Annotated in this window: 14 protein-coding genes; 9 read left to right on the top strand and 5 right to left on the bottom strand. The window is 68.6% G+C overall.

The annotated features are described in order from the left end of the window. Position 1: 1 nt before the first annotated feature. Positions 2-1762, bottom strand: coding sequence for a DEAD/DEAH box helicase (locus tag DMB37_RS13525; protein ID WP_135233005.1), 1761 nt, complete (start codon positions 1760-1762; stop codon positions 2-4). Positions 1763-2130: 368 nt separating this feature from the next. Between DMB37_RS13525 and DMB37_RS13520 the strand changes: the two genes are divergently transcribed. From DMB37_RS13520 to DMB37_RS13510, 3 genes are read left to right on the top strand one after another with little or no spacing between them, the layout of a single operon-like run. Next, the gene (locus DMB37_RS13520) at positions 2131-2988 is read left to right on the top strand and encodes a hypothetical protein (RefSeq protein ID WP_135233004.1); all 858 of its coding nucleotides are present in this window, start codon (positions 2131-2133) and stop codon (positions 2986-2988) included. 54 nt (positions 2989-3042) lie between these two features. Then, entirely contained in the window at positions 3043-4110 is a 1068-nt protein-coding gene (locus tag DMB37_RS13515; protein ID WP_135233003.1) for an alpha/beta fold hydrolase, read from the top strand. A gap of 58 nt (positions 4111-4168) precedes the next feature. After that, entirely contained in the window at positions 4169-4858 is a 690-nt protein-coding gene (locus DMB37_RS13510; protein ID WP_107658964.1) for a ferritin-like fold-containing protein, read from the top strand. 3 nt (positions 4859-4861) lie between these two features. Here the strand turns inward: DMB37_RS13510 and DMB37_RS13505 are convergent, their stop codons facing one another. Continuing rightward, positions 4862-5698 carry a helix-turn-helix transcriptional regulator gene (locus DMB37_RS13505; RefSeq protein WP_135233002.1) on the bottom strand — a complete coding sequence of 279 codons (837 nt, stop codon included), beginning with the start codon at positions 5696-5698 and terminating at the stop codon, positions 4862-4864. 102 nt (positions 5699-5800) lie between these two features. Between DMB37_RS13505 and DMB37_RS13500 the strand changes: the two genes are divergently transcribed. Both DMB37_RS13500 and DMB37_RS13495 read left to right on the top strand, forming a co-directional pair. Beyond that, entirely contained in the window at positions 5801-6352 is a 552-nt protein-coding gene (locus tag DMB37_RS13500) for a YceI family protein (protein ID WP_135233001.1), read from the top strand. Positions 6353-6600: 248 nt separating this feature from the next. Beyond that, complete coding sequence (locus DMB37_RS13495) at positions 6601-6828, top strand: DUF3107 domain-containing protein (protein WP_135233000.1); 228 nt, start codon at positions 6601-6603, stop codon at positions 6826-6828. A 75-nt stretch (positions 6829-6903) separates the two neighbouring features. Here the strand turns inward: DMB37_RS13495 and DMB37_RS13490 are convergent, their stop codons facing one another. After that, positions 6904-7560 carry a TetR/AcrR family transcriptional regulator gene (locus tag DMB37_RS13490; protein WP_107658960.1) on the bottom strand — a complete coding sequence of 219 codons (657 nt, stop codon included), beginning with the start codon at positions 7558-7560 and terminating at the stop codon, positions 6904-6906. A 309-nt stretch (positions 7561-7869) separates the two neighbouring features. On the opposite strand from DMB37_RS13490, the gene DMB37_RS13485 reads away from it, so the two are divergent. From DMB37_RS13485 to DMB37_RS13475, 3 genes are all read left to right on the top strand, one after another. Then, positions 7870-9039, top strand: a complete 1170-nt coding sequence (locus tag DMB37_RS13485; protein WP_370465373.1) for a DUF3152 domain-containing protein — start codon at positions 7870-7872, stop codon at positions 9037-9039. A gap of 96 nt (positions 9040-9135) precedes the next feature. Continuing rightward, complete coding sequence (gene moeZ, locus DMB37_RS13480) at positions 9136-10320, top strand: adenylyltransferase/sulfurtransferase MoeZ (RefSeq protein WP_135232999.1); 1185 nt, start codon at positions 9136-9138, stop codon at positions 10318-10320. A gap of 96 nt (positions 10321-10416) precedes the next feature. Then, positions 10417-11271, top strand: coding sequence for a TIGR02569 family protein (locus DMB37_RS13475; protein ID WP_135232998.1), 855 nt, complete (start codon positions 10417-10419; stop codon positions 11269-11271). Between the two features lie 85 nt (positions 11272-11356). On the opposite strand, the gene DMB37_RS13470 is transcribed toward DMB37_RS13475, so the two are convergent. Together DMB37_RS13470 and DMB37_RS13465 are read right to left on the bottom strand one after the other, a co-directional pair. Then, positions 11357-12847, bottom strand: a complete 1491-nt coding sequence (locus tag DMB37_RS13470) for an MFS transporter (protein ID WP_135232997.1) — start codon at positions 12845-12847, stop codon at positions 11357-11359. A 208-nt stretch (positions 12848-13055) separates the two neighbouring features. Continuing rightward, positions 13056-13727 (bottom strand): FadR/GntR family transcriptional regulator, encoded by a 672-nt coding sequence (locus DMB37_RS13465; protein ID WP_107660875.1) that lies wholly within the window; start codon positions 13725-13727, stop codon positions 13056-13058. A 65-nt stretch (positions 13728-13792) separates the two neighbouring features. Here DMB37_RS13465 and DMB37_RS13460 point away from each other — a divergent pair, with 65 nt between their 5' ends. Then, positions 13793-15052, top strand: a complete 1260-nt coding sequence (locus DMB37_RS13460) for an MFS transporter (protein WP_240772381.1) — start codon at positions 13793-13795, stop codon at positions 15050-15052. Positions 15053-15339 lie beyond the last annotated feature (287 nt).

Raw genomic sequence — 15339 nt, 5'->3', positions numbered from 1 at the left:
GTCAGACCGAAGCCGTGGCGGGCTCTACCGTGCTGGCGCTGTCTTCGGTGCCGTTCTCGCCGGCTGGCTTACGGCGCCGGCGCCTGCGCCGCGCGGGCTGGTCGCCGGACTCCGCGTCACCGTTCTGGGGGTCGGCCGAGGCGTCGGCGGCAGCGGTTTCGCCACCGTCGTCGGCCTCGCCCGCGGGCTTGCGGCGACGGCGCCGACGACGGGCTGGCTGGTCGCCGTTGTCATCGGTGGACGCGTCGTCGCTCGGCGGCGCGTCATGCGGTGCCGAGTCCGCGGTGCCGTTGGTGGCGGTGCCATTGGTGTTCGACTCGGTCTCGTCGATCGGCCTGCCGCGCACGGTGCGCTTGCGGTTGCGCGTGCGCGGGGCTCGCGCCGGGCGCTCCACCACGACCGCGTCCTCATCCCGCTCGGCCGGCTTGGCCTTGCGGATGGTGCCGGTCACGCCCTCGGGGATGCCGAGTTCAGCGAACAGGTGCGGCGAACGCGAGTAGGTCTCCACCGGCTCCGGCATACCCAGGCCGAGTGCCTTGTCGATGCCGGCCCAGCGGCCCAGTTCGTCCCAGTCGATCAGCGTCACCGCGATACCGGTGCGCCCGGCCCGGCCGGTACGCCCGATCCGGTGCACGTAGGTCTTCTCGTCCTCGGGGCACTGGTAGTTGATGACGTGGGTGATGTCGTCGATGTCGATGCCGCGGGCCGCGACGTCGGTCGCGACCAGCACGTCGATGCCGCCCTTGCGGAACTTGTTGAGCGCCTTCTCGCGGGCGATCTGACCGAGGTCACCGTGCACGGCGCCGACCGAGAAACCGCGCTCGGCGAGATCGTCGGCGACCTTCTGCGCGGTGCGCTTGGTCCTGGTGAAGATCATGGTGGCGCCGCGGCCCTCGGCCTGCAGGATCTTGGCGACCAGTTCGCTCTTGTCCAGCGCGTGCGCCCGGTAGACGAACTGCGCGGTGCGGTCGTGGATGGCCGTCTCGTGCGCTTCCTCGGCCCGGATGTGCGTCGGGCGGCTGAGGAAGGTGCGGGCCAGGGTGATGATCGGGCCCGGCATGGTGGCCGAGAACAGCATGGTCTGGCGCTTGTCCGGGACCATGGTCAGGATGCGCTCGATATCGGGCAGGAAGCCGAGGTCGAGCATCTCGTCGGCCTCGTCCAGCACGAGCACACCGACCTTGCCCAGGATCAGGTGGTTCTGGTTCGCCAGGTCCAGCAGGCGGCCCGGGGTGCCGACGACGACGTCGACGCCGTTGCGCAGCGCCGCGATCTGCGACTCGTAGGGGCGGCCACCGTAGATGGAGGCCACCTTCAGCGAGCCCTGGTGGTTCTTCAGGTACTTGCCCGCGTTCTCCAGGTCGGAGGTGACCTGGATGCACAGCTCGCGGGTCGGCACGATGATCAGCGCCCGCGGCGTGCCGTCCAGCGGCGTGGTGCCGGTGTCGGCGGTGGCGATGCGGTGCAGCAGCGGCACACCGAAGCCGAAGGTCTTACCCATGCCGGTGCGGGCCTGGCCGATGAGATCTTCACCGGCCAGCGCCAGCGGCAGGGTGAGTTCCTGAATTGCGAAAGTACGTTCGATGCCGATCTCGTTCAGTGCGCGCACGATTTCGTCGCGAACGCCCAATTCGGCAAATGTCGGTGCGGTATGTGTTGCGTCCAGTTCGGCGGTCAACAGCGTCTCCGCTACCCCGGGTTCCTGTTCGACAGTGATCTTGCTCAGGTTCGTGCCTTCCTCGTAATCGCGTCCCGCGCGCACGAGGTGGGGCGGACCGGTCGGCCCGCGACGACCACGTCTCCGCCTGTGATACTCACCCGGCCACGCTCTGGAGATCTTCGGGTGCCGCGACTGGGCGGCTACATCGGGAGATCTCGGCGCGGCGCACTGGTGATGCGGAGCTGGTGCGCGCACATTTTCCTGGACCACGAAATCGCTGCTCGTTATGCCGATCGGATCGGTACCGCTGGGCGGTGTACGCACAGATCAGGCAAGTCGGTCGAGCGAAACTTTTCGTTGTCCGGTGCGATTGTAGCGTGATATTGTGCGCGGCTCGAATTGCCACCGTCGATTATTCGGAAACCGAACTCGGCTATCGCCGGGTGGTTCATCGACGTACGCTGCGCCACATGGCAATTCATCCCGCGCGGCAAATCTGGAAGACTCTCGAGCCACTACATGACGTGGTCTATTTCGGGACCGGCGTCAAGGAGGCCGGTGTCGCGATCGGACTGCGCGGTTACTGGCAAACTTACTTCGCATTTCGGGCGGCGCCGCTGGGGGCGGTGACGCCCGCCACAGTCGAGGCGATCTTCGCCGGTTTTCATCCGGAAATGGTGCGCAAAGCGCTGCCCGGCGCCTGGTCCCGGGCTACCCCCGAGCAGTGCCTGGCGGTCCGGCTCGACCTGTCCACCGCGCTGCTGCGTGAACTCGGCGCCGGTGAGGCCGAGTGTGCTCGCGCCGTCTCGCTGCTCGCGCCGGTGCAGGAGCAGGCCGACCCGACGGGCAGGCCGCTGTTCGCGGCGAACGCGGCGTTGCCGCTGCCCGCGGACCCGGTGGGCGCGCTCTGGCAGCTGACCACCTCGTTGCGCGAGCATCGCGGTGACGGGCACGTGGCCGCGCTGGCGACGCACGGCCTGACCGGGCGGCAGGCGATGGTCATGCAGGCGGCGGCGGGCAAGGCGGCCGAATCGGTGCTGCGCGGGGCGCGCGGGTTGTCCGAACGGGAGTGGGCGGACGCGTTCGACGAATTGCGGGCCAGGGGAGTGGTCGAGGGGGAGCCGGTCAGCCCGGCGCTGACCGGCAGCGGTGCCGAACTGCTCGGACGGGTCGAGCAGAGCACCGACGACGCGGCCTGGAACGGTGCGCTCGCGGCGTTGTCCGCCGACGCCGTGACCGAGCTGACGACCTCGCTCGCGCCGCTGGCCGACCGGGTGCACGCGGCCATCGTGCCTGCGGCGAATCCGCTCGCCATGGGCAAGCGGTAACCGCAAACCGGACTTGCCTGTTACCGCCGGTACCGGATGTGAGACATTCTCCGGGTGAATATCGCGGACACCGTCACGACCGCCGCCCGCAACGCCTGGGCGCTGACCTTCGGTTCGGGCGTAGAGGCACCGGATCCCACGCCGTCGACGGTGCTCTGGGACGAGCCGCATCGGCAGCTGCGTCGCTTCGAGCACCGCCAGGGTGACACCGAAACCGCCGTGCCCGCAACGGATTCCGCGGTCCTGCTGGTGCCGCCGCTGGCCGCGCCCGCGACCTGCTTCGACCTGCGCCCCGACCAGAGCCTGGCCGGCTTCCTGCTGGAGACCGGCCGCGCACCGTACGTGATCGACTACGGCGACATCACCTTCGGCGACCGGCGGATGGGCTTCGAGGACTGGATCGACGAGATCCTGCCCGAGGCGGTGCTGCGCACCTCCGCCGACCGCGACGGCAAGCCGGTCGACCTGGTGGGCTGGTCACTCGGCGGCACGCTGGCGCTGCTCACCGCCGCCGCGCACGCCGAGCTGCCGATCCGCTCCATCACCGCGGTGGGCGCACCGCTGGACTACGACAAGCTGACCGGCATCCCGCAGCTGCGCGCGGTGGCCAAGTTGACCGGCGGGATCGCCACCTCGACGCTGGTGCGCGCCGCCGGTGGCGTGCCCGCGCCGCTGACCAGGATCGGTTACAAGATCACCGCCTGGGACCGCGAGCTGACCAGGCCGTGGTTCGTCGCCAGCAATATCGCGCGCACCGAGACGCTGGCGCGGATGGAGACCATCGACCGCTTCATGGCCGAGATGCCCGGCTACCCCGGCCGTTTCTACGGCCAGCTGTGGGGCAGGTTGATCCTGAACAACGACATCGGCCGCGGCGTCGTTCAGCTCGGTAAGCGGCGTGTCGAGCTGGCCCAGGTGAGTGCCCCCGTCCTGTTGGTCGGCGGTCCTACGGACGTGATCACCCCCGCCGCCGCGGTCGAAGCGGGCACCCGGACGCTCACCGGCGCGGCCTCGGTCCGCTTCGAAACCGCCCCGGGCAGCCACCTCGGCATCCTCACCGGGCCGGAAGCCCGCGACTCGACATGGGCATATTTGGACAAGTTCCTCACCGAGGCCGCGTGAAAAGGGACAACTTTCGCGCTGCGGCGGCGTGACTCTCGCGGAGTACTAGGCTGGGGCCATGGGAGCACAGTCACCTGCCGCGCTGGGTGTTTCGTCGACCGATGCCGACCTCGCCGACCACCCGGGCGTCATAGATCTGTTCGCGGTGCTCGCCTACGGTGAGATCTCCGCGTTCTATCGGCTGGCCGAGGAAGCCAAGCTGTCGCCGACACTGCGCGGCAAGGTAGCCGTGGCCAAGATGGCCTCCGCCGAGATGGGCCACTTCAACGCGCTCGAGGCGGCGCTCGCCGAGCGCGGGGTCGATATCTTCGACGCGATGGCGCCGTTCGTCCGCGCGCTGGACGCCTACCACGCCTCCACCGACCCCTCCACCTGGCTCGAGTCGATGGTGAAGTTCTACGTCGGCGACGGCATCGCCGCGGACTTCTACAACGAGATCGCCGGTGCGCTGCCGCCCGAGGTCGCCGAGGTGGTCCGCGACGTGCTCGCCGAGACCAGCCACTCCGAGTTCGTCGTCGAGGAGGTGCGGCGCGCGGTCGAGGCCAGCCGCTCCGAACGCGACCGGCTCACCCTGTGGGGCAGGCGCCTGCTCGGCGAGGCGATCACGCAGGCGCAGTACGTCATGGCGCAGCGCGACGAGCTGACCGAACTCGTGCTCGGCGCCGCGGGCGACCTCAACGGCATCGCCTCGCTGTTCGAGCGCATGCAGGCCAGCCACGCCGAACGCATGGCGAAGCTGGGTATCTGAGGGCTACTCGTTGACGGCCGCAGGCCGGACCAGTCGCAGGCCGGGTGTCTGCGTCTGGGCCTGATCGGTGAGCCACACGATGATGCTCTGGTCGCGATCGGCGTCGAGCGTTTCGAACGGGACGTGCACCAGGCCGTGCACCGGATGGTCGATCTGCAGCATGCCCGAGATGGGCGCCCCGACGTGGTGTGGCTTCCAGCGGGTCGCGAACTCGGGGTGGCGGCGCAGTGCGTCGATCGTCTCCACCAAGGAATCGTCGCCGGGCCAGCGCAATTTGGCGCGCGACAGTGCCGCGGCGAAGGTGTCCGCCACCTCGGACCAGTTTCGCAGCACCTGTCGCGCGGTCGGTTGGACGAACGTGTACCAGGCCAGGTTCGGCTGTTCGTCGCCGTCGAGCAGGCCGAGCGGCGCGGCGAAGTCCGCCCACGCCGCGTTCCAGCCGAGCACATTCAGCCTGCGCCCGACCACGAACGCGGGGGTCGGCTGCAACGCACGCAGGATCGACTGGATCGTCTCGGCGACCTTCTCCTGCGCCGATTCGCTACCGGGGCAGTGGGATTCGTTGCCGGAGGCCAGCGCGAGCAGGCTGAAATGGTGGCGCTCGTCGCCACGCAGCAGCAGTGCATCGGCGAGCGCGTCGATCACCGCGACCGAGGGATTGGTGTCGCGGCCCTGCTCGAGCCGCGCCAGGTAGTCGGCACTGACGCCTGCGCGCACGGCCACCTCTTCACGGCGTAACCCCGGCGTGCGGCGCCGCCTGCCCTCGGGCATGCCGACATCGGCCGGGCGTAGCTCCGCGCGTCGCGCGACGAGGAATTCGGCGAATCCGTTGCGTGCCATGGGTCCCATCGTGCCGTGTCCTAGGAGGCTTAACCTCGCCCTACGGGGGCCATGATAACTGCGGTCTGGTTAACGGACCGTGGTCCGGCAAAGGTGGTTGGCATGACAACTTCTTCCGAGTCCACCACGACCACCCAGTCGCTGAAGCCCGGCTCCTGGACCCTGGACACCGCGCACTCGTCGGTGGCCTTCACCATCCGTCACCTCGGCATCTCCAAGGTGCGCGGCGGATTCACCCGCTTCGAGACCGAATTCGTGGTCGACGAGTCCGGCGCCGCCACCCTCGGCGCGACCATCTACCTCGACTCGTTCGACACCGGCAACGCCGACCGCGACGCGCACATCCGCACCGCCGACTTCCTCGATGCCGAGAACCGCCCGACGCTGACCTTCCGCGCCACCGAGCCGGTGCAGATCGCGGAGAGCTTCGAGGTGCAGGGCGAGGCCACCCTCGGCGCGATCACCAAGCCGGTCACCCTGGACGTCGAGTGGGGTGGCGTGCAGGAGTTCGGCGCGACCGGCAACCGGCACGCGGGCTTCTCCGCCACCGGCACCATCAAGCGCACCGACTTCGGCGTCGGCGGCCCGCTGCCCGGCATGCTCAGCGACAAGGTCAACATCGAGCTCGAGATCCAGCTCATCGAACCGAAGTAACACTGGCCGGGACGGAGTTCGCGATGGGCGAACACCGTCCCGCCGATACGTCTTTCGGACGCGGCGCAACGACTGATTTCGCAGGTACATGGGTAACTCGCCGGGTACCAGCTAACTCAAATGGAGCCTTGCCGCCGGTCGCCAACGACACCTGACGTGGCACCTAAGTCTGGCCTGAATACTCGGAGAGGCGGGGGAGCACTAGCCTTGGATCGACAGCACAGGACTCTTACGTTCGGAGGTTGGCCGTGGAGGTCAAGATCGGTATTTCGGATAGCCCGCGCGAGCTCTTGATCAACAGCTCGCAGACCCCGGACGAGGTCGAGGCGCTGGTGGCCGACGCGCTGAACGGCAGCGGCGGCGTCGTGTCGCTGACCGACGACAAGGGTCGCAAGTTCCTGATCCAGGCTGCGAAGGTTGCCTACGTCGAGATCGGCACCGTCACCAGCGGTCGCGTCGGCTTCGCCACCGTCTAGTTTTCTCGGCCCCTGGGGCCGACAGCAACGAGCCCCTGCAACCTCGGGATGCAGGGGCTCGCGTCGTTCGTTTGCTCAGTCGATGGGGTGCAGCGGGACGTGCGACAGACCGCCCCAGGCGAGGGAGACGGTGGTGTCCACAGCCTCTTCCTTCGGGATCGGCCGATCCGCTTCCAGCCAGTAGCGCGCGGTGAATTGGCTCGCGCCGACCAGGCCGACCGCGAGGATGCGGGCTCGGTACGGGTCCAGGCCGGAGTCGTGCGCCACCACGTCGAACACCGCGTCCACGCAGGCCTCGGTGGCCTGCTCGACCCGGCGCTGCACCTGCGGCTCGCTGGTCAGGTCGGATTCGAAGACCAGCCGGAAGCCCTGCATCTCGTTGTCGACGAAATCGAAGTAGGCCTGTACCGCGGCCCGCACCCGCTGGCGGTTGTCGGTGGTCGACCGCAGCGCCTGCCGGACGCTGGACACCAGCATGTCGACGTAGTTCTGCAGCACCGCCAGATACAGCTCCAGCTTGCTGGTGAAGTGTTGGTACAGCACCGGCTTGCTCACTCCGGCGCACTGCGAGATCTCGTCCATCCCCGCGGCGTGGTAGCCGCGCTGCACGAAGACTTCGCTGGCGGCCGCGAGTAGTTGTTGACGTCGCTCATCGCGCGGAAGCCGGGTGCCGCGTTTGGCGGGCTCGGACGACGATCTACGGGACGCCATCCGGTCCACGAGGTCAGTCATTTCGGCTCTCCCAGTTGATTCCCCGGCAAGGGGTAAGCACCGGGTATCCCCAGAACGATACTCGGTTGTTGCCCGCCCGCAGACCGGGCCCGGAGAACTGAGGGAACCCGGTGAGAAATGTCGCACCGCCCGGCGGTTGTGGCGTGCCCGACGGCGCCGCAGGCCCGCTGTGAGAACCTGGTGTCCGTGACTTTCCGCGCCGACCGACCCGGGGAGCGGCACGCAGACCCCCCGGTCACGTCCGGCGGTGGACGCGATCCGCGCCGCCGTGCTGGCCCCGGCGCGCCCGGTTCCGTAGGGTCGGAACCCGTGGCAAGGTCAGGCCCAGAAGCACGACCGGGCGCAGCCGCCCGCACCGGCGCTGCGCCGCCGCTCGATGCCGAAGCGGGCTCCGCCCGCAGGCCGGACCGCAACGGTCGCCCCAACGGTGCCGATCCGCTTACCAGGCAGCCCGATTCGACCGCCACCCGCCGGGACCGCGACGGCGTCGAGATCTACGACCCGCTCGGTCTCTACGCTCAGCCGGACCGCTCCCATCAACCGCTGCGCGCCAGCTGGGATCCCACCGCTGCGACCGAGGGCCGAACCAGGGAACGCCCCGACCGCAGCATCAAAAAGCAAAGTGCGCTGGGCAGATTCGTCTCCACCTACGGCTGGCGGGCCTACGCGTTACCGGTGCTGTTCGCCGTCACGGTGCTGGTGGTGGTCGACGCGGTGCGCGGCTCCGACCCGGCGACCACGGTGAGCGGCGTGCCCGGCCTCGGCCACCTGAGTCCGCGCGCCGCGAGCGACGGCATCATCGGCGGACCGGCCGGCGACGGCCAGTTCCCCACCGACCTGCCGACCGGCGCGCTGCCGCAGGGTGGCAACTTCGCCGAAACCGGCACCGGCACTTGGCATGTGGTGCCCGGCGCGTCCGCTCAGGTCGGCACCGGCACCGACTCGGTCTTCCGCTACACCGTGGAGATCGAGGACGGCATCGACACCACGGGTTTCGGCGGCGACGAGTCGGTGGCGAAGCTGATCGAGTCCACCCTCGCCAACCCGAAGAGCTGGACGCACGATCAGAAGTTCGCGTTCCGCCGGGTCGACCAGGGCGACACCGAGTTCCGCATCTCGCTCACCTCCCGCGAATCCACCCGCAAGGCCTGCGGATACGAGATCCCGATCGACTCGTCCTGCTACAACGCCGAGCTCGGCCGGGTGGTGCTCTCCGAGGTCCGCTGGGTGCGCGGCGCGATCGCCTTCGAGGGCGACATCGGCTCGTACCGGCAGTACCTGATCAACCACGAGGTCGGCCACGCCATCGGCTACCACCAGCACCAGCCGTGCGAGACCGACGGCGGCCTGGCCCCGGTGATGATGCAGCAGACCTTCGGCACCAAGAACAACGACATCGCGACCCTCGAGCCCGACGGCGTCGTCCCGATGGACGGCAAGCGCTGCCGCTTCAACCCCTGGCCGTACCCCCGCGGCTGACGCGACACCCCGTACGCGACGATAGGTCGGGAAGAACGGTCTGGTCGCGGGTGTTGCACAACGAGATCGACCCATTCGATTCGAGGAGTCCTGGACGTGTCATCACCTAAGTCCCTGCCGCCGCTGGTCGAGCCGGCCGCGGAGCTGACCAAGGACGAGGTCGCCCGCTACAGCCGCCACCTGATCATTCCGGACCTGGGCGTCGACGGGCAGAAACGGCTGAAGAACGCCAAGGTCCTGGTGATCGGCGCGGGCGGGCTCGGCTCCCCGGCGCTGCTGTACCTGGCCGCCGCCGGCGTCGGCACGCTCGGCATCGTCGAGTTCGACGAGGTGGACGCCTCGAACCTGCAGCGCCAGATCATCCACGGCGAGTCCGACATCGGCCGCCCGAAGGCCGACAGCGCGCGCGACTCGATCCTCGAGATCAACTCCGGCATCGACGTCCGGCTGCACAAGATCCGCTTGGAGCCGGAGAACGCCGTCGAGCTGTTCGCCGACTACGACCTGATCGTGGACGGCACCGACAACTTCGCCACCCGCTACCTCGTCAACGACGCGGCGGTGCTGGCGGGTAAGCCCTACGTGTGGGGCTCCATCTACCGCTTCGAGGGCCAGGTCTCGGTCTTCTGGGAGGACGCCCCCGACGGTCGCGGCATCAACTACCGCGACCTCTACCCGGAGGCCCCGCCGCCGGGCATGGTGCCGTCGTGCGCCGAGGGCGGCGTGCTCGGGGTGCTGTGCGCGTCCATCGGTTCGGTGATGGTGACCGAGGCGATCAAGCTGATCACCGGCATCGGCGAGCCGCTGCTCGGCCGCTTGATGGTGTACGACGCACTGGACATGAACTACCGGACCATCAAGCTGCGCCGCGACCCGGAGCGTCAGCCGATCACCGGACTGATCGATTACGAGGCGTTCTGCGGGGTGGTGTCCGAGGAGGGCCAGGCCGCCGCGGCCGACTCGACGGTCACCGCGCGCGAGCTGAAGGATCTGCTCGACGCGGGCAAGGAGATCGAGCTGATCGACGTGCGCGAGCCCGTCGAGTGGGACATCGTACACATCGATGGCGCACGGCTCATCCCGAAGGACCGCATCCTGTCCGGCGAGGCACTGTCCGAGCTGCCGCAGAACCGCCCGATCGTGTTGCACTGCAAGACCGGTGTGCGTTCGGCGGAGGCCTTGGCCGCGCTCAAGCGCGCGGGTTTCGCCGACGCCACCCACCTGCAAGGCGGGGTCATCGCGTGGGCGCGGCAGATCGACCCGTCGCTGCCCGTCTACTGATCCGCTGAAGGACGCTGTGACCCCTGCCCTAACGGCGGGGGTTGCACTTCGGCGCGGCGTCCTGTACGGCGTCCACCACGGCGGTACGGTACGGCCGTGACTTCTGTGGAACCTCCCGAGCACGTGCGTGCCACGTTCGGTCTGCGCGAAGTTTCCCCGGTCACGCTGGGCGATTGGGAGGGTGGCTGGCGGTTCGGGGACGTGGTGCTCAGCCCGGTCGCCGATCACGCGCGGGCGGCGTGGTCGGCGAAGGTGCGCGAGACGCTGAAGGTGGATGGGCTGCGCCTCGCCCGGCCGGTGCGCGCGACCGACGGCCGCTACGTGGTCTCCGGCTGGCGCGCCGACACCTATTTGGAAGGCATCCCGGAACCCCGGCACGACGAAGTGGTTTCGGTGTCGCTGCGCCTGCATCAGGCGACGACCCATCTCGAGCGGCCCCGGTTCCTGGTGCAGCCGCCGGTGGCGCCGTGGGTCGATGTGGACGTGTTCGTCGCGGCCGACCGGGCGGCCTGGGAGGCGGTGCCGCTGCGCAGCCTGCGTGCGGGCGGACCGCTGCCCTCGGCGGATTCGCCCGACGGCCAGCGCAGCATGGAGCTCATCGGCCAGCTGGCCACCCTGCGTAAGCCGGTGCAGACGCCTGCCCAACTGGTGCACGGCGACCTGTTCGGCACCGTGCTGTTCGCCGGGACCCACACTCCGGGCCTCACCGACATCACGCCGTACTGGCGGCCCGCGCCGTGGGCGGCCGGGGTGATCGTGGTGGACGCGCTGGCCTGGGGTGGCGCCGACGACGGCCTGCTGGAGCGCTGGCGCGATCTGCCGGAATGGCCGCAGATGTTGTTGCGCGCGGTCATGTTCCGGCTCGCGGTGCATGCGCTGCATCCGCGCTCGACGCCGGAGGCGTTTCCCGGCTTGGCCCGGACGGCTGACATGGTCCGATTGATGGTGTAGCGCAAACGAAAACGTCGGCCGCCGAGAGGCGAGCCTTGCGGCTCAGCGCCTTTCGACGACCGACGTGCGTGCTGCGTTGTGCCGGTTACACCTTGGCGTAGGCCAGCGACGGCATCCGCTGGACCGCGAACGAGGACCGTAGGTAGAACCACCAGGTGACCGCGCCCATCAACAGGAACGCCACGGCATAGGCCCAGAACGCGGGCGCCATCGAGTGGTAGTGAATGTTGGACAGCCGCAACGCCTGCTGCAACAGCCAGCCGCCCGAGGCGCCCACCGCGCCGATCACGCCGATCGCGGCACCGGCCTGGCGCCGGGCCGACGCGGTCGACTCGGTGAGGTCCAGACCGTGCTCGGCGGCGTACTTCTTGGAGATCGCGCTGAAGATGGTCGGGATCATTCGATAGGTGGAGCCGTTGCCGATGCCGGTCATGACGAACAGCAGCAGGAACGAGATCAGGTACAGCGGGAAGTTTTTCAGCTCCAGCGCGGCCATGATCAGCGCGACCGAGACGGCCATGCCGCCGAACACGCACACGGTGATCTTGGCGCCACCGACCTTGTCGGACACCCAGCCGCCGAACGGCCGGCTGAACGAGCCCACGAACGCGCCGAGGAAGGCCAGATTGCCGATGGTGCTGATCCAGCCGATCTTGGCCAGCTCCGGGAAGTTGGCCTTGATCAGCGTCGGGAAGGCGAAGGAGAAGCCGATGAACGAGCCGAAGGTGCCGATGTACAGCAGCGCCATCACCCAGGTGTGCTGGTTGGTCAGCGCCAGCCGGTAGGACTTGCCGTCGGACTTGGCGCTGGCGACGCTGTCCATGTAGCGCAGCGCGCCGAACGCCGCGACGAGGATGAACGGGATCCACACCAGCACCGACAGCGTGATGCCGAAGCGGTAGCCCGCCGGATCCTTGGCCGTGAGGTGCGTGCCCAGGGTGATCAGCAGCGGCAACGCCAGCTGGGTCTGTGCCACACCGAGATTGCCGCCCGCGGCGTTGATGCCGAGCGCCGCGCCCTTCTTGTTCTCCGGGAAGAAGAAGTTGATGTTGGCCATCGACGAGGAGAAGTTGCCACCGCCGACACCGGCGAGCGCGGCCAGGATCATGAAGACCCACATCGGCGTGCCCGGCTGGTTCACGAAGTACGCCAGCCCGAGGGTCGGAATGAGCAGCATCGCCGCGCTGAACGCGGTGAAGGCCCGGCCGCCGAATTTCGGGATCGCGAAGGTGTAGGGGATGCGTAGCGCGGCGCCGACCAGGGTCGGGGTGGACGACAGCAGCAGCGCGTTGCTCACCGCCGTCGGGTTGCCTTTGCCGAGGCCCTCGAGGAAGGGGAAGCCCGCGGCGCCCATGCTGGTGACCACGGTGCCCCAGATGACCCAGATGCTGAAGCCGAGGTTCTCGGCGAACACCGAGAAGATCAGGTTCTTGCGTGCCGTGCGCGCGCCACCGGACTCCCAGAACTTCAGATTGTCCGGCTCCCAGTGTTCCAGCCAGCGGCCACGGGTCTGGTGCTGGAAGGTCTCGGATGCGGTGGTCGACTCGGTGCCGGTGGCGGCTGCGATGGCAGTCATCGGCTTCCTCTCGTTCGCACTCGACCGGCCCTCATCGCGGCTGGCGCCGCCGGCGGAGTCGAGTTGCCTTTCTAGGTCGTTTCACAACGTAGGGGCCGGTTGTTGCGGCTCCGTGGCGACGCGTGACGTTCCAGGCAATTCCGACTCACATGCGAAGCGGACGGCGCGTGAGTGGTTATTCACGTGCCGTCCGCAGGGGAGATTGCTGTTATCGAACGTCGGGGTATTCGGCGATGAGCGACTCGAGGAAGCAGCTGGCCGCTGACGCGGCGCGCTCGGGGTCGCCGTCGATCACGGCGTGCACCAGCTCGGCGTGCTCCTCGGGGTAGGAGTCGTCGGACTTCAGGGTCCTGGCCCGGATCACCTGCTCGATGATCGGCAGCAGCGAGTCGTAGAACTCGAGGTAGACCGCGTTGTGGCTGGCGACCACGATCGCGCGGTGCAGCTCGACATCGGACTCGATCGCGGCCGGGTTGTCCTCGTCGTAGGCCTTGTCGCGCTCGGCGAGCAGCTGCAGTAGGTTCGCGATGTCGCCGTCGTCGCGGCGGCGCGCGGCCAGCGCGGCGGCCGTGGTGTCCAGCGCCAGGCGTAGCTCGAGGACATCGCGCTCTTCGGCATCGGCGAAGTACTTGCCGAGGGTGCCGCCGAGGTCGGAGGAGGCGATCACGTAGGTTCCCGAGCCTTGGCGGCGCTCCAGCATCCCCGCGTGCACGAGGGCCTGGACGGCCTCGCGCACGGTGTTTCGACCCGTTCCGGTGAGCTCGGTCAGCTCCGGTTCGGTGGGGATGCGGGACCCGATGGGCCAACGGCTGGAACGAATTTCGGCACGCAGCTGCTCGGTGACCTGGGCGATGAGGCTGGTGCGCCGGACTGGTTGCACCGCCATAGAGTACCGCTCATCACAAATCGTTGCCTCCTATCATCCGGTCATCCTATGATTTCGCAGTGACTGCAACCCTCCAGAAAACTCCGACCGGACAGGAATCTCCGCAGGTCGAGCAGCGCCGACGCGCGCTGACGGAGGGCCGTCTGCTCGTTCTAGCCGCCATCGTTATGTCGGCGCTTACCCTGCGGGTCGCGGTCACCGCGTTCAGCCCGCTTGCCGAACGCATCGGCGCCGATGTGGGCTACGGCACCGCGGTGGTCGGCGTCTTCGGCATGATCCCGACCGCGATGTTCGCGCTGTCCGGCCTGCTGACCCCGGTGCTCGTGCGGCGTCTCGGGCTGGAGCGCACCGCGCTGGTCGCCATGCTGATGGCGGGCACCGGCCAGCTGGTCCGGGTGCTGCTGTCGGGCACCGCCGAACTCCTCGTCTTCTCCGCCCTGGCGCTGGCCGGCATGGGTATCGGCAACGTGGTGATTCCACCGCTGGTGAAGCGGTACTTCGCCGATCGGGTCGCCATCGTCAGCTCGCTCTACATCGTGATGGTGCAACTGGGCACCGTGGTGCCCGCGTTCGTCGCGGTCCCGATCGCCGACGCGCACGGCTGGCGCATCTCGCTGGGCCTGTGGGCGATCCTCGGCTTCGCCGCCGTGGTGCCGTGGCTCGGCGTGCTGCGCGACCGGCGCGGCCACGACGTGCAGGACACCACCGCCCTCGGCGCGATCGACGCGCCGCGCACCGGGCGGGTCTGGCGGTCGCCGGTGGCGTGGGGCATGGCGGGCATGTTCGGTATGACGTCGTTGATCACCTACGCGATGTTCACCTGGTTGCCCAAGATCCTCAGCGACGCCGGAGCAAGCGCAGGCTTCGGCGGCTCGATGCTCGCGCTGTTCGCGGTGGTCGGTCTGGTTGCGGCGCTCAGTGCGCCGACGGTCGTCACCCGGTTCCGTAATCCCTTCCCCGTGGTGATCGGCTGCGCGGTCTTCTTCGTCGCCGCCTTCGTAGGACTGATCGTCGCCCCGATGAGCGTGCCCATCCTGTGGGTCGTGCTGTTGGGTCTCGGCCCGAGCACCTTCCCGATGGCGCTGACCCTGATCAACCTGCGCACCAACACCCCCGGTGGTTCCGCGGCTCTGTCCGGCTTCACCCAGGGCGTCGGCTACGCGGTGGCCTGCATCGGACCGCTGCTGTTCGGCGTGCTGCACTCGGTCACCGGCGGCTGGATCGCTCCGTTCGCACTGCTCGGGGTGGCCGTATTGGTGCTGCTCGCCGGTGCATGGCAGGCCTGCAAGCCGCGGATGCTCGAAGACACCTGGCAGTAAGTCGGCTCTCCGGTGCTGCTCTGTTACCCCGCATCGACTGATTTCTGGAGAACATGGGTAACTCGTCGGGCACGGGCTCACCGCTGCGGTCACCTCCCCGCCGGTCGCCGACGCTGCCGGTGTGTCACCTAGGTCTGGCCTGAATTCGCGGGGAGGCGGATGAGCCGAGCTCACCCTGGTGAATCCGGGTCCGTGAGCAACCGTTGATGCGCCGGTCATCGTGCGCAGCATGGCGGCAATACCTGTTTCCTACCGTGGGGCCAACCGGATCTTGGGAGGCCCTTCTT

Origin of the sequence: Nocardia sp. CS682, from assembly GCF_004634405.1 — a bacterium.
Classification (GTDB): Bacteria; Actinomycetota; Actinomycetes; order Mycobacteriales; family Mycobacteriaceae; genus Nocardia; species Nocardia ninae.
The sequence above is the reverse complement of the archived record's forward strand: the minus strand, read 5'-3'. Positions and strand labels throughout refer to the sequence as shown.

Bases quoted from the DNA above. Each gene is read 5' to 3' on its own strand.
- DMB37_RS13520 (WP_135233004.1), top strand. From the start codon at position 2,131: ATGGCAATTCATCCCGCGCGGCAAATCTGGAAGACTCTCGAGCCACTA.
- DMB37_RS13510 (WP_107658964.1), top strand. From the start codon at position 4,169: ATGGGAGCACAGTCACCTGCCGCGCTGGGTGTTTCGTCGACCGATGCC.
- DMB37_RS13505 (WP_135233002.1), bottom strand. From the start codon at position 5,698: ATGGCACGCAACGGATTCGCCGAATTCCTCGTCGCGCGACGCGCGGAG.
- DMB37_RS13500 (WP_135233001.1), top strand. From the start codon at position 5,801: ATGACAACTTCTTCCGAGTCCACCACGACCACCCAGTCGCTGAAGCCC.
- DMB37_RS13490 (WP_107658960.1), bottom strand. From the start codon at position 7,560: ATGACTGACCTCGTGGACCGGATGGCGTCCCGTAGATCGTCGTCCGAG.
- DMB37_RS13470 (WP_135232997.1), bottom strand. From the start codon at position 12,847: ATGACTGCCATCGCAGCCGCCACCGGCACCGAGTCGACCACCGCATCC.